This window comes from Streptomyces sp. NPDC051555, from assembly GCF_044454405.1.
Classification (GTDB): Bacteria; Actinomycetota; Actinomycetes; order Streptomycetales; family Streptomycetaceae; genus Streptomyces.
On record NZ_JBITDP010000006.1, the window covers coordinates 72,165 to 86,596 of the forward strand.

Consider the following 14,432-nt stretch of genomic DNA (forward strand, 5'->3'; position numbering starts at 1 on the left):
CAGCGACGGTGCATCACTTGTTTCGGCCCGAGTACTTGTTCCAGAGGTTCTTTCCTGCTTGTGCGCACACGGCGGCGGTTATGCAGACCACGGTCTCCGGACTGTGGACAGCGGCGCCCTTGATGACCTGCTCCAGACCGTTCACGCGGGTGTCCATGCTCGTCGTCGTGTAGCCGACGGCGGTCTCGTCCCCCAACCCGATGACGTTGAGAACCTTGCGCGAGGAGTCCGGCTTGGCGGCGCAGTTGTGGACGAGGAGGGAAGCGGTGCCGGCGCGGACGTGGTAGGTGTGGATGCGGCCGACGGCGAGGTTGTAGACGGTCTGGTCGGCGACTTCGCCGCGGTCGTGCACCGAGCTGACGCGCACGGGCGCGGCGCCGGGTCCACCGCGGATGAGGTCACCCGCCTTGACGTCCCCGGCGTCCACCCAGCCATGACCCTCGATCCAGACGGGGTGGCCGGCGGTGGCGGTGATGGGCGCCGCCCCGGGCCCCTCGACGCCGATGTCGACCAGGTGCTTGCTGCCGTGGCCCGTGATGACGTCCGTGACGGGCTCCGGCGCGGTGTGACCGGTGGCGGGGTCGGTGGCCTGGACCCGATCGCCCTCGCGGACCTCGCTGATCGGCTTGGTGGTGCCGTCGGCCATCACCACCGGGGTGTCGGGGGCGAAGGAGTTGTAGTTGCACGACTTCTCGACGGCCTCGACGGCCTTTCCGACGGTCGATGCCTCCTTCCCGGCGGTTTTCGCCAGGGTGCTGGCCAGCTTGCCGCCCGGGATGGCGCCGAGCGCGTCCATGGCGGCCTCTTTGTAGTGGCCTTGCGCCAACTGCCCGGCCACAGCGGCCCCGGATGCGACCGTGCCGATCGGGCCCGGTACGTAGGCCACCACTTCCGCCGCCTTGGTGGCGGTGGAGACGATCGATTTCCAGCCGAAGGTGCCGGCGATGTCCAGGCCGTTGACCGGATCCGCGTTGACGTAGTCGTAGTCGTTGGCCGACCCGCCCTCGACCGGATCCACTTGGAGGAATCGGCCCAGGATCGGCAGGTAGACCCGCGCGCCCATCTCGATCGCCTGCTGGCCCGCGAGGTGTTCCACCGGTCGCTCGTGCTGGCCCAGCCACCCGAAGTCCATCCCACCGGCCGCGGTCGCGGGGACGGGGATGTCGGCGAAGGAGCCGGAGGCGGGGTCGATGTTCCGGCCGTACGGGTCGTAGAGCCGGATGTCGCTCGTGAGGGTGGCGGCCCCGTCGGCGGTGAAGAGCACGTCGCCGTGGATGTTGGGGTAGGCCCAGTTCGTACTGGCGGCCCTGTCGTAGTTCTTGGTCAGCAGCACCCCTCCGGGCAGCGACACGATCCGCTGGAGCAGGCCGCCGTCCTTGTCCAGGACGAGGTCAGCGTCGTCCGTCTTGGAGCTGTACGAGTAGCGGGTGCTGCCGTTCTTCCACGGGTCGCCGGCGCCGGTGACCTTGCGGGCGGTCAGCCGGTCGGCAGGATCCCTGGTGTAGGAGATCGACGTGCCGGACGCGGTGGTCGTCCGGATGTGCCGCTTGGTGGAGTCGTAGCCCAGGGTGTCGCCGCCGACCTTGACCGCGTCGCCGTGGGTGTCGTAGGTCAACGCCAGCGCGAGGCCGCCGTTGGTGGAGGTCAGCCGGTCGACGCCGTCGTAGCAGTAGGTGGTGGTGACCGCCGGAGCGCCGTCCGGACTGTCGGTGGACGCGGTGCGGTTGGTGTTCGATCCGGCCGCTGTGGCCGCGCCGCAGCCGTCGGCCGGGTCGAACCCGTAGGTGAGCTGGTGGTGCGGGACGACCGCCGCGACCAGCCGGCCCACGGCATCGTAGGTGTAGGAGTAGTTCGCGACGGGTTTGCCGCCCGCCGTCACCGCGTCGCCGACGACCCGATTGTCACGGGAGCGGGTGACCGCGTCGACCACGGTGGACGAGGCGGTCTTCCAGGTGAGCGCCAAGGGCTTGCCCGAGTCGTTGCGTGCCAACGAGTCGAGGCGGGAGCCGTTGCCGTAGGCGACACCGGACAGTTCGGTGGCGGTGTCGTAGGAGGGGGTGGCGACCGTTGTTCCGTCCAGTTTGACGTTGGTCAGCTGGTTGGCGTCGTTCCAGGTGTACGTCACGGTGCTCGACACGCCCTTGACCGTGGTCGTGTCGTTGATCAGCCGCCCGACCTGGTCGTACGTGGACGCGGACGTGACGCCGTTGGCGTCGGTGTAGCGGATCTCCTGGCCCAGCAGGTCGATGACGGTGGTGATCGACCCGCTCTCGTCGGACACCTTCGTGGTCAGCGGGTCGCCGCCGACCGCGTGGTCGGTGACGATGGTGCGCGCGGGCTGGCCCCCGTACGCGGGAGCGCTCTTCCTCACCACGCGTCCGCGGCCGTCGTAGCCGGTGCAGGTCCACGCCTCGTCGTTGACGCGCTGGGCCACCACACGGCCGGTCTCGTCGTACACCGTCTCACCGGTGAGGGCGGGGCCGGTGCCCGGCTTCGCCCCGGTGGCGGTCTTGGCCATGCCGCCCTGGTTGGCGGCCGGGGCGTTCGGATCGCAGGGGTTGGTGCGGGTCTCGGCGTCGCCGTAGTAGGTGGTCGTGCCGCGCCGGTCGGGGCTGGCGATGTCGCCGGCCGGCAGGGCCGTGGCCAGCTTGCGCAGGTAGCCCGCGCCCGGCTGCTCGTAGCGGGCCCGCGAGGTCAGGCCCAGCCCGCCGGGATCGGCCGTCGAGGACACGGCGAGGCCGTACACGGGGTCGATGCCCGCCGCCGGGTCGGAGTAGCTGGTCGCGCCGCGCTTGGAGGGGGCCCGTTCCTTGTCGCCGCCGGAGGTGTCGTCGGTGGTGGAGCCGGTCGCCCAGCCGTAGCGGGGGGCGAGGTTCGTGCCGGGGACCTGCGTCGGCGCGCCGGAACCGGGCGGGGTCCAGGTGAAGGCCAGAGCTCCCGTCGTACCGGAGCGGTTGTAGTAGTCGACGCGGAGGCGGTGGCGGCTGCCGGCCTCGGTGTTGGTGTACGTACCGGTGACCGCGGTGGAGGGCTTGTCGCCCCAGCTGTCGACCGTCAGCACATCGTCCACCCACAGGCGCACGCCGTCGACCGCGGTGAAGCCGAGGCCGTACGCGCCGGTGGCGGGCAACCGGATCTCGCCGGTGAACCGGCCCGACCAACCACCGGTGTTCGCCACCGGCGGGCTCGCTCCCCACGTCCGGGACAACGCCCCGTCGCCGGCGCCCACACCGGTGGCGAAGGAGGTGGGTACGCCCGACAGCTCAGGGTTGTCGTAGAAGGCGGCCGAGAGCCCCGCGAGCCCCTCGTCGTAGGTGGTGTGGCTGTGCGGCATCCTCGCCGCGCACGCGGGCGTCGGGGTCAGGCCGTTGAAGCAGGTCACAGGTGCGGGACCGTACTTGTCCACCGGGCGGTCGGCGTGGTCGTAGACCGTGGTGGAGCGCCGGCCGGCGCTGTCGACCGCCGCGGTGGCCTGGTCCTTGGCGTTCCACTCGGCGGATATGGTCGCGCCGGCGAAGTCGGTGGTGACCAGTGCACGGCCCGCGTCGTCGTAGGTCACGGTGCGCGAGCGGGTGGAGTCGTAGACCCCGGCCAGGGCCACGGTGGCCTGCTTGCGTTCCAGGTAGTACTGGTAGAAGTGTTCGGCGCGCATGGTGCCGGAGCGGCCGTCGGGCGCGGGGGCCAGGACCTGGACCGCGCGCAGGGCGGGGGGCTCCTGGGGTTGTTCGATCACCGGGGTGTAGCCGATGACCGTACAAGCGGCCGCGGTGTCACTGGTGTTGGTGCAGCCGTTCTCCTCGGACGGGGCCTGGCGGGCCGCCCAGTCGTAGGCCAGACTGCCGCGGAGGGTGGCCAGCGGTCCGATGCTGTCCAGGGCCTTCTGCTTCTCCTCCTCGTTGTCCCCGGCCTCGTCGTAGCGCTGTTTGGCGGAGGCGCGGCCGACGTAGTCGAAGTCCTGCATGGCCGCGCCGGGGTTCTCGATCCGGGCGAGGGTGCCCATCTGGTACCACAGCCGGGTCTCGCTGCCGTCCCAGTACCGGATCCGGCACAGCATCTGCTGCGGGGCCTGGTCCGAGCCCGGCGGTCGGGACGTGGCGCCGTAGCAGCTGTCGCTGCCGTCGGTGTTGTAGAAGAGCTGGTGCGAGCGGCCGGAGACCGGGTCCTTGATCCGGGTCAGGCGTGCCGGGTTCCCGCTGTAGACGTACTGCAGGGCGGCGGGCTTCTTGCCGTCCAGTACCGATTCCACCGCCGCGAGGCGGCCGTCGGCGTTGAACACCGACACCGTTTCGCCCTCGGTGACCGTGATCTGACCCTTGCTGTCGAAGGCGAGCACGCCGTCCTCGCCCACCGGCGGCGTGTAGCCGCCCGCGGAGGCCTTGGCCCAGGTGTGCTTGCCGCCGGCGGAGTCGGTCAGCACCACCGATCCGTCCAGCATCTCGGCGCGGCTGTAGCCGCTGGACTGCGCCGACAGCGTCCAACCCGCCGGTAGCGACTGCGAGTCCGAGGAGAGCAACCACTCCGTCGGCACGATCCGCGGTTGCAGGTTGTCGGTGCGCTGGTCATCGGCGCCGGTGCTGCTCTTCGCCCACAGCACCATGCGGGGGCGCTGGTCGGAGTGGTGGTAGAGCTCGACGCGGATCGGCACCAGCTGGCCGGCCTTGAGGGCGACCTCCTGGCCCTGGCGCGGGCCGGGCAGCAGGAAGTCGTCGCCGGGATCGGCGGGGCCGGGGTTGTCGTAGACGAGCTTGTCGCCCAGCCAGACCCGCGCACCGTCGGTGTGCGCGCCCGCGAACCGGAAGTCACCGGTGACCGCGGCCTTGAACTGACCCTCCCAGCGCACGACGAACCAGTTCTTGTCCAGCGCCGGCGGCATCGGATCGTCCCGCCACGGCTGGTTGTCCGGGTTGCCGGTCCACGGGATGCCCCAGTCCAGGTTGACCTGCGACTCACCACGCACCATCACCGGCGTCGCGTCCGGGGTGCCGGTGTGCCGCGAGTCGTTGAAGTAGGAGGCGCGCGCTCCGTGGGGCGCGCCCTCCCTCGAGTTGTAGGCCAGGCTCACCCCGGCCGACCCGCCGACGGTCTGGAACGCCGGCCCGGCGGCCTCGACGTGCGCGTTGCCGTTGAACAGGTTGACCGTCACCGGCCCCAGGTGGTCGGTCGGCGCGGGTCCCGGATCGCCCACCCGCTGGTTGACCGTGAAGTGGCCGACCCACAAGGGCGGCGTCGCCGTCGTCGCGCCGGCCACGGCGGTGGCCGCCGTCCAGGTGTAGCGGCCGCCGTCGTGCAGCACGTGCTTGGGGACCGTCCACTGCGGCTGGTCGAGGCATCCGGAGTCCACCACGCTGCCCGAGCGGCCGTCGAACCCGGTGGAGATCTTGAAGCAGTACAGGAAGCCGTCACCGACCGCGTCCACCTGCAACGTCGGTGTCTCGGTGCCCACCACAGCGCCATCGACCGGGGCGACCGGACGGGTCTGTGGTGCGGAGTCGGCGTCGGCGCCGTGTACCGCCCTGCGCGCGTCGAAGCGGGCGTGCTCGCCCACCGCCAAGGGTCCGAAGTCGGCCTTCGGCTGCTTCGGCTCGGCCTGCGGTGCCTGCTCGCCGGGGGAGCGGACCGACAGGAGCGGTAGGTTCCGCGGCACCTTCTTGGACGCCGAAGCCGACGCCGACGCCGCCGAAGCGGACGGCGTGCTCCCGGCCTGCGCCAGTGACACCACCACAGCCATCGTCAGTGCGAAGACGATCATACGTATCCACGACCGCGCGGATAATCGCGCTCTCCCGCTACCTCCGGGCACCAAGACCCCTCCAACCCGTCCGCCGGAACGCGATGGTCCATCCCCCCACGACCGTGGGGACTGGTTCCGGGCCGCGGGAAAACTACCGGCCGGGCAGCGGGGTTGGATTGGATAAATCTGACCTGCTCACGTCAAGCCGTTCCGGCCGGCTTCTTCTTGACCTGGTCCGTGAAATCGACGGTGTCGGCGGCCGGCGGAGCCTCGACGGTCCGACTGCCCCCGAAGCTCAGGAAGTCGATGCTGAGGTCGGTGCCGCCGACGGACTGGCTCAGGCGGGACGGGGTCCCCTTGTCGTCGAGCCATACGTCCGTGACGAGGTCGCCCGTCATGCCCATGCCGGTGTACGCGTCGCCGGCCGCGCCCATCCGGTCCGTGGGGACCGTCGCCCGGTAGTGGGTCGTCTTCTTGCCGCGGAGGGTCTCCGTCCCGACCTTGGAGGCGTTCTTCGCGTACGTGAGCGTCTTGAGGCCGGCCATCGGGTCGCCGTCGCCGGACTTCATGGCGGAGGCGCCCGCCTCGCCGAGGATCGCCGAGGCGTCGATCCGCACCCAGGTCTTGCCCTTGAAGGGGCCTTCCGGGACGGGGTCGATGTTGTAGTAGTACACGGCGTCGACCAATCGGACCGTGACGGTCCCGTCCGCGACGAACTTCTCCATCTTCACGTCCGCGGCCGGCATCTCGTTCTGCATCGAGATGCCCCTGCCGTTGCCCCACGAGTAGAGCCCGGTCGTCCTGACGGTCCTGCCGCCCGTCTTCGGGCCCGAGACGGTCGTGGTGATGTCCGCCGAGCCGGGCTTGGAGGCCTGCTGGGAGGCCTCGGCCAGCGCTGCGGCCACCGCGGCGCTCGCGGCCTTGTCGGTCACGTCCGTGCCGCACCCGGTCGTGCCTGCTGCCATGAGGCCCATCGTGACGATGGCCGCGGCGATCGTGCGTGTCTTCATTCCCACCCCTGGGTCGTGTCCGTACCGGGCGGCGCCCACGCGCCCGCATCGTGGCCCGCCTCGTAGTACAGGTTCGCCGAGGAGCCGGCCGTGCCGCTGAACCAGTAGACGCCGATGTTCGTCAGCAGGCGGTCGCGCCCCACGGCGTCCTCGGGGAGCTCGGTGGCGGGGTCCGTCCACTCCTTGAACTTCTCCGCGATCCAGGCGAGTTGACCCACGGGGGAGTCGTGCAGGCCGTAGGCGAGGGTCTGCGGGCGGGTGGACTGGATCGCGTTGAAGCCCATCTTGTCCTGCTGGAAGTCCTCCAGCCGGGCGAGGCGTTCCTGCTCGGATCCGGTGAGCCCCTCGCATTCGGCGGGGTCCCCGGAGGGGAAGGTGATCAGGCCGTTGACGTGGATGCCGACGATCCGATCGGGCGCCTGGCGGCCCATCTCGGCGGCGGTCCAGGCACCACCACCGGTTCCTTGGACGCCGTACGAGCCGCAGCCGAGCCGGTCCATTAGCAGATCACGCGCCGCACCACCCCGCTCGGCGAGAGCGTCACCTACACCTGGGACTCCCTGGGACGGCTGGCGACCCAGGACGCCGCCGGCGCCGTGACGCACTACGCCTACGACCGCACAGGGTCCCTGGCCGAGGCCCGCACGGCCACATCGGTGCTGAGCATCGAACGAGACCTGGTCGGCAGGGTCCGTGCGGAGACCGTCGACGGTCGGACCATCCGGTACGCCCATGACAAGTCAGGCCGCCGCACCGGCCGCACCACGCCGACCGGCGCCGTCAGCCGCCTCGCCTACGACACGTTGGGCCACCGGACGTCGATCGCCGTGGACGCCCACGCGATCTCCTTCGGCCACGACCCGCTCGGCCGTGAGGTCACCCGCGTCGGGGGCTCCCCCGAGGAACGGGTCACCCTCACGACGACCTGGAGCGGCACCGGCCGACCGACGGCCCAGACCCTCGCCGCGGCCGTTTCGGCCGAGCCCCTCAGGTCCCGCACGTACGGCTACCGCCCGGACGGGTACCCCGTCTCGGTCACCGAGCACACCGCGGGGACCCCCCTACTCGACAGACGGATATCCCTCGATCCGGTCGGGCGGCCCCTGGCCGTCGAATCCGCCGACTGGTCCGAGGCCTACGCCTATGACCGGGCCGGCAACCAGACCGCCGCCAGCTGGCCCCCGTCAGCCGGTCGCACCGACGCCCGCGGGCAGCGCGCGTACGACGGCACCCGCCTCCTGCGGGCGGGCGCCGTCCACTACGAACACGACGCGGCCGGACGCGTCGTCCTGCGGCGCCGCACCCTTCTCTCCCGCAAGCCCGACATCTGGCGCTACGCCTACGACGCCCAGGACCGCATGACGTCCTGCACCACGCCCGACGGCACCGTGTGGACGTACGCCTACGACCCCCTCGGCCGCCGCAACGCCAAGCACCGCCTCGCGGCCGACGGGCGGACCGTGGTGGAGAGCGTGCACTACACCTGGGACGGAACCCTGCTGGTGGAGCAGAGCGATGACATCACCGGGACCGTCCTGACCTGGGAACACGACGGGCACAGCCCGATCGCCCAGTACGAGCGCAAGGTCCTGGACGGGGAAGAGGTCGACGCACGGTTCTTCGCCATCGTCACCGACCTGGCGGGCACACCGACCGAGTTGGTGTCCGCCACCGGCGAGACGGCCTGGCACGCGCGCGCGACCACCTGGGGAGCGACGGGCTGGAACAGGGACGCGACCGCCTACACACCGCTGCGTTTCCCGGGTCAGTACGCCGATCCCGAGACCGGGCTGCACTACAACTTCTTCCGGCACTACGACCCCGACACCGCCCGGTACACGACCCTCGATCCCCTGGGCCTCTCCCCCGCCCCGAATCCGTCGGCCTATGTCGTCAACCCGTCCGTCTGGGCCGACCCGCTCGGACTCGCGCCCAAGCGGTGCCAGCTCGACGGATACGACTGGGAGGGCAGCGTCCGCTACGGCCGGCTGGACAGCATGGGGCGTCCCACAGGGGTCTACTCCTGTATCCGGCCCGAGATGCTCAACACGGGAACGGAAGCCGGCAGGGTGAGGCCCCCCGGCTGGCGCGGCGACGGAAACGCGTTCAACGAAGCCCGCGGACACCTCTACGCCAACCGTCTCGGCGGGCACGGTACGGGACGGAACGCCCACCAGAACCTGGTGACGGAGACTCAGACGCCCACCAACACGCCCGAACAGCGCCTCTCGGTCGAAGACGTCATCTTCCGGCAGGTGAACGGCCCCCTGGACGAGATAGTCCAGTACAACGTGGTACCGAAATACCACGGCTCCAACCCCGTCCCGCACGAGATCCACTTCACGGCGCACGGAAACAAGGGGTTCACCTTCAGCTACATACTCGAGAACCCCGCCGCCTATCCCAGGACCGGCGTCTAGAGTGCCTGCCGCAACGCCGAGGAGCCGTTCATGACCCGCATCACGCCCCCGCGCCCCATCGACATCGAAGCGCTGTTCCCGGACCTTGCCGGGTTCAGGCGCACGGCCACCCGCCTGCACCCCCGTCCGGGCGAGCCCTCCGCCCAGGACAGCTCGGTCGCCGGGCCGATGCTGTGGCCCGCCGACGAGCCCTGGCCGGTGTGCACCGCCGTCCACCCGAAGGGCAAGGGGTACCGCACGGCGGACGTACGCCTCGCCCGCCGCATCGAGGCGGACGCACGAGGACGGACCAAGACCGATACCGAACTCCAGGACCTCACACGTCTGCAGCCGGCGACCCACGCGCCCGAGATCCACGACGAGGACCCGATCCCCCTGCTGGCGATCGCACAGCTGTGGGCCCGGGACGTCCCCGACCTGCGCGGTCCCGAGGGGTACGACCTCCTCCAGGTCTTCTGGTGCCCCTTCGAGGCGCACGGACCCACCCAGAGCGTCGACGTCGTCCTGAAATGGCGGCGCGCCGCGGACACGCGGGGCACCTTGAGCGAACAGCCGGAGCCCGTCGTCGTCGGCCGGCAGGAATGCGTGCCCGACCGCTGCGTCGTCCACCCCGAGCAGGTCACCGAACACGAATACATCGACCTGCTCCCCGCGGACCTCCGGGACGCCATCGACGCATGGCAGGAAGACCTCCTCGACGAGGACGAGGACGAGGACGAGGAGAACGACGACCACGATCCGTTCGGAATCGAATACGGGAGCGCACTGTCCATCGCGCCCGGCTGGAAGGTGGGCGGCTTCGCCACCTGGCACGCCACCGACCCACGGCCCGTCGATTGCCAGGTGTGCGGGACGCCGATGCCTCCCCTCCTGACGGTGCACCACGTCGAATGGGACCCCGCCTCCGCGAGCTGGGCCCCCGAGGAGGACCGCCGCCCCGACCTCTACCGGCACGTCATCACCCCCACCCAGGTCTACGTGGGCCGCGGATACCTGCGCATCCACACCTGCCCCACCGACCCCTGGCACCCGCACCGGCTGAGCTTCCAGTAGCTGGGCCACATGCTCGATACCTCCGCACGCTTGTTGCGCCTGCTCTCCCTGCTCCAGACCCCGCGTGCCTGGCCGGGATCCGAACTGGCCGAGCGCCTGGGGGTCAGCGGCCGCACCATCCGCAACGACATCGACCGCCTGCGCGAGCTCGGCTATCCCGTGGACGCCACGCGCGGATCCGCCGGCCACCCGCCGCACGGTGGAGCCCTACCGGGCGGCGAACTGGGGACGACGCTGGTACCTGGTGGCATGGGACGTCGAGCGCGCGGACTGGCGCATGTTCCGGATCGACCGGATCCGGCCCCGCACCCCGACCGGACCGCGCTTCGCCCCGCGCGAGCTCCCCGGCGGCGACGTCGCCTCGTACGTCTCCCAACGGGTGTCGAGCGCGGCCTGGCGCCACCACGCGCGCGTGAGCGTCCACGCGCCGGCGACGGCGGTGATCGAGCGGATCAACGCCGCGGTCGGCACCGTCGAGGCCGTCGACGCCGACAGCTGCGTCCTGACCACCGGCGCCGACACGCTCCAGGGCCTCGCCGTCCACCTGGGCATGCTCGGCTTCGACTTCGACGTCACCGAACCGGCCGAACTGGTCACCCATCTGCGTGACCTCGCGACCCGCTACGCCCGCTCCACCCCGCCGATCGCCTGAGCCGAGCCCGGCACCCGACCGGAGGCGCGCCCGGGCAACCCGCCCGACCCGGTCGGCGTCTCACCCCACGACGCACTGTTGCGAGCGACCCGGGAGGGCACGTGGCGAAGAAGGACCGTACGCCGGAGGCGGCGGCCGAGAAGGACCGCGAGAAGTGGATGGCACGGTTCCAGGTGCGGCTGGCCGGGCAACCGGGCGTGGACCGGGCGGTCGTGCTCCAGGCGGTCAAGGAGGTCACGACCCACTGTGCGGACACGGGGGAGGACCCCCGGACCGCCTTCGGTGACCCGGACGCCCACGCCGTGGAGGTCGCCACCCGGCTGGTGCCGGCGGACCGGGCGGCGCGCGCGAGGCGGCACGACGCGGCGGTGGGCAGGATCGGTTCCGCGCTGAAGAAGGCGAGGGACGCCACCGGTCTGTGACCGGTCCCGGCCTGCGCACGCGTACCGGCCCCCGCACCCGTACCGGCCTGCGCACCCGGATCCGTATCCGCGCCCGATCTGCCCCCAAGGCTGCCCCGGCGGCCCTTTCGCGGTCGGTGCCGCGCGGATACAACAGCGGTACGGAGACGGGGACGGCACCGGAGGGGCGGGTCAGACGTGGTCGCGCACGAAGAACGAGCCGAGTCGAAGGCCAAGGGCCCGGGCGCCGCAGCGCGCCAGGTCCGCGGCGTCGCGGGGCGCGGCACCGAGGAACAGGTGCGGCTGCTCGACCTGCAGGCACTGGTGGGCAATCACGTGGTCGCGCGCCTCGTCGCGCAGCGGCGGCACGAGCACGGGCCCGCCTGCGGGCACGGCGAGGCGGAGGACACCAGCCCCGCCGGACAGCGCGATCTGCTCCACAGGGCCCTGACCGAGTCGCCCGGGCGCCCGCTGCCGTCGGCGCTGGAGAAGGAGGCGAGCGCCTTCTACGGGCGGGACATGTCCCCCACCCGCCTCCACGACGGCCCGGTGGCCCAGCGGGCCACCGCGGCGATGGGCGCGGAGGCGATGACGGTCGGCCACCACGTGTTCCTGCCCCCGCGAGCGGCCGGGAACAAGCACGTGGTCGGCCACGAGCTGAGCCACGTGAAGGAGAACCTGCACGGTGTGCGGGAGACCGGCACCGACAACGGTTCCGGGGTCACGGTCACCGATCCCGGCCAGGGTTCCGAGCGGTCGGCGGACACCGACGGCGCCGCCTTCGCCGCGGGGGCGGGCACCGCCCCCTCGGTGGCGGTGCAGCGTGCGGCGGCGGCGGGTCCCGAGGGGGCCGGCGAGGGCGAGCGGGGCGCGGTCCAGCGTTCGCCGCTGGACACCAGGGCGGCGGGCCACGGCGGCGGTTGCTGCGGCGGGCACCACGTGCAGCGGATGCCCAAGAAGGACAAGGGCAAGGGCCGTGCGACCGCGGCGGCACCCCGACTGCGCACGTGGGAGGAGAGCGTCGCGCGGATCAGCGAGCTCGCCCATCAGTGCACGTGCGCGCAGGCGTACGGGCCCCGCGCCGGCCGCACCCCCGCCCAGGCCGTCCTGCACTACGCGCGTTCGTACAAGAAGCAGCCGGACGAACAGAGCCTGCGCCACCTCAGCCGCGTCCTCTTCCAGGAGCTCCAGGCCGGGGGACCGGAGGAGGAAGCGCGCACACCGCAGCCGGCGGAGGCCAAGGAGAAGGAACTCCAGTCGATGCTGGCCAACGACCACCTGCTCTTCGCCACCAACCTCAACGCGTCCACCGCGCGGCTGCACGCGGCGCTGCTGGAAGCGAGCCCCCTGGTGGAGGGACGGCCTCCGGTGGAGGACGCCCACGGCGACTCCCTGCGCCGGCTCCTGCTCGTCGGGCGCGGCCACGCCGAGTCGGAGAGCGAGGAGGACCCGGAACCGGTCCCGGGGTCGTCCAAGCGCCCGGCCCCGGACCGCCGCCCCGGACCGAAGCGGCGCAGGACGGTGGAGATGGCCGGCGAGACGGCGGGCGAGCAGGCGGGCGGGGCGGCGGGCGAGGACGCCGGCACCTACACCTCCAGCCGCGCCGCCAAGCGCGACGAAGAGGCGCGGCGCGACGAGCAGGCCAGGAGGAAGATCCGCCAGGGCTTCACGCGGCAACCGATGCCGCAGGTGCCGCCCCACGGGGCGATGGACGCGGACGGCAGGGACGGGTCGGCGGGCGGTCCGGCGTACAAGCGGGACAACCGGACGTTGCAGGCCCTGCGCAACACGTCATACGTCCGCATGGTCGACGTCTCGCGGTCCAGGACGAAGCACGAGGACTACCGCGACTACCTCGCGAAGCTGATCGCCCCGGACGGCGAGTACGCCAACTACGCCTACCTCCTCCACGACGGCACGAACAAGGACGACGTGCACGCCGAGCAGAAGCACCTGAGCCTGCTCGCCAACGCCGGGCTCGACCGGGACACCCCGCCGCAGGACCCCGTCCTCATCCGGGGCCGCAAACGGCCGTGCCAGCCGTGCCTGAGCCTCTTGACGTACGTCCGCGACGAGTTGGGGATCGACCTGCGCTTCAACCCCAACGGGAACAACTACTACGAAGGTCCCGTCAGGACCGCGGTGAGGAACTTCCGGACCGACGACGCCGAACGGGCCCAGCGGTTGGAGGACCATCTCGCCGAAGGGCTCGGCTCCATCGGGCACAGCCACGTATCGGCGCCGAGGCACGCCCGGCACGCACCGGCCGGACCAGGGGTCGGCGAAGTGGAACCGGACGGCAGGGGCGGCTTCCAACAGCATTACGAGCTGCTGAAGGTGATGACGGAGGGGACGGACGACATCGCCTACGTCGCGCACCCGAACAGCGGCGAGATGCAGACGGTGGACTCCGCCTCCAGCAGCGAGGCGTCCGGGGACTCGGACACGGAACTGGCCTCGCGGACCCGCCGGATGCGCCTCGCCGACGCATCCGGCCCGCTCGACCTCACCGCCCGGCCCCGGGGCGCACCGCAGCCCGTCCTCACCAGGGCGGAGAAGAAGGTGCGGGCGAACGCGGAATTCGAACGGGTCATCGCTCCGCAGCTGTTGGCGAAGATGGAGCCCGACCTGAGGGAGGAACGGGCGAACCACGTCGAGACGGAGCCCTACAGGGAACCCTGGCCGGAGTCGCTGCTCCAGACGATCGTGGACCTGACGGCCGGGGTCCACGCGCCGACCAGCAAGGCCGCCGTCGCGAGGTGGTTCGACATCTCGACGGCGGCGCTGCAGCAATCGCACTTGGACAAGCTGGGCCAGGTCGAGGAACGCAAGCAGGCCCGGGGTACCGATGCCGAGGGCGAGCGCGAGATCGAGAGGGAGATGGCGCAGCGCGACCCCCGCTTCCACGCCCAATGGCAGGCCGTCCCGTCGGGCGGGAAGACGTCGGCGAAGTTCAGCGAGGGCTTCGCCCGCTACTTGTGGTCGATCATGTACGAGCGCCCGACCGGCCGGGTGTCGTACACCTCGCTGGCCGATTTCCTCAAGGTGGGGCGCAGCACGATGAACAACCGTGCGGGGAAGATGCGCAAGGACTGGGGCGACCCCCGCAAGGACGGGAACGAGGGCGGCTCCTCCCGCTGACGCCCGCGCGGACCGTGTCGGCGC

Annotated in this window: 7 protein-coding genes and 2 pseudogenes; 6 read left to right on the forward strand and 3 right to left on the reverse strand. The window is 71.5% G+C overall.

Annotated features, from left to right (window positions below):
* Window positions 1-13: 13 nt before the first annotated feature.
* From ACIBEA_RS15115 to ACIBEA_RS15125, 3 genes are all read right to left on the reverse strand, one after another.
* Complete coding sequence (locus ACIBEA_RS15115) at window positions 14-5,749, reverse strand: PA14 domain-containing protein (protein WP_399260872.1); 5,736 nt, start codon at window positions 5,747-5,749, stop codon at window positions 14-16.
* Between the two features lie 182 nt (window positions 5,750-5,931).
* Window positions 5,932-6,741 (reverse strand): hypothetical protein, encoded by an 810-nt coding sequence (locus ACIBEA_RS15120; RefSeq protein WP_399260874.1) that lies wholly within the window; start codon window positions 6,739-6,741, stop codon window positions 5,932-5,934.
* Window positions 6,738-7,241: a hypothetical protein gene (locus ACIBEA_RS15125; RefSeq protein ID WP_399260875.1), complete on the reverse strand. Its 504-nt coding sequence runs from the start codon at window positions 7,239-7,241 to the stop codon at window positions 6,738-6,740. The genes ACIBEA_RS15120 and ACIBEA_RS15125 overlap by 4 nt, the downstream gene beginning before the upstream one ends.
* A 6-nt stretch (window positions 7,242-7,247) precedes the next feature.
* Here ACIBEA_RS15125 and ACIBEA_RS15130 point away from each other — a divergent pair.
* The 6 genes and pseudogenes from ACIBEA_RS15130 to ACIBEA_RS15155 all read left to right on the forward strand — a co-directional run.
* A pseudogene (locus tag ACIBEA_RS15130) lies at window positions 7,248-7,301 on the forward strand (hypothetical protein); the annotation flags it as partial.
* A 36-nt stretch (window positions 7,302-7,337) separates the two neighbouring features.
* Window positions 7,338-9,161: an RHS repeat-associated core domain-containing protein gene (locus ACIBEA_RS15135; protein WP_399260877.1), complete on the forward strand. Its 1,824-nt coding sequence runs from the start codon at window positions 7,338-7,340 to the stop codon at window positions 9,159-9,161.
* 30 nt (window positions 9,162-9,191) lie between these two features.
* Entirely contained in the window at window positions 9,192-10,214 is a 1,023-nt protein-coding gene (locus ACIBEA_RS15140; RefSeq protein WP_399260879.1) for a hypothetical protein, read from the forward strand.
* Between the two features lie 9 nt (window positions 10,215-10,223).
* Window positions 10,224-10,854, forward strand: a pseudogene (locus tag ACIBEA_RS15145) (helix-turn-helix transcriptional regulator); the annotation flags it as partial.
* Window positions 10,855-10,967: 113 nt separating this feature from the next.
* Window positions 10,968-11,288, forward strand: a complete 321-nt coding sequence (locus ACIBEA_RS15150) for a hypothetical protein (protein WP_399260881.1) — start codon at window positions 10,968-10,970, stop codon at window positions 11,286-11,288.
* Window positions 11,289-11,465: 177 nt separating this feature from the next.
* Window positions 11,466-14,408, forward strand: coding sequence for a DUF4157 domain-containing protein (locus tag ACIBEA_RS15155; protein WP_399260883.1), 2,943 nt, complete (start codon window positions 11,466-11,468; stop codon window positions 14,406-14,408).
* Window positions 14,409-14,432 lie beyond the last annotated feature (24 nt).